We start from the raw sequence: 230 nt of genomic DNA on the forward strand, positions 1-230 counted from the left end.
TCCTGACTAGTACCAGTGATGTCACCGTTATTATCGCCATCGATGACTAAATCGACGGTGATGTTACTTGAAAGGGCATCAAGGTTTTCTGTGTCGTTGGCAGATAAATCGTTACCGTTGCTGTCGGTTGCAGTTGCAACAACTGTGATGTCGCCATCCACAAGCGTTGATAGGTCAACATTATCAACAGAGTAAGTGCCATCAGCATTAACGGCTACATCGGTGATGGT

General features: G+C 45.7%; 1 pseudogene. It reads right to left on the reverse strand.

Annotated elements, in window-relative coordinates:
* Positions 1-230: pseudogene (locus tag AN944_RS21725) on the reverse strand (hypothetical protein); the annotation flags it as partial.

The sequence above is a fragment of the Shewanella sp. P1-14-1 genome, from assembly GCF_001401775.1.
Taxonomy (GTDB): domain Bacteria; phylum Pseudomonadota; class Gammaproteobacteria; order Enterobacterales; family Shewanellaceae; genus Shewanella; species Shewanella japonica.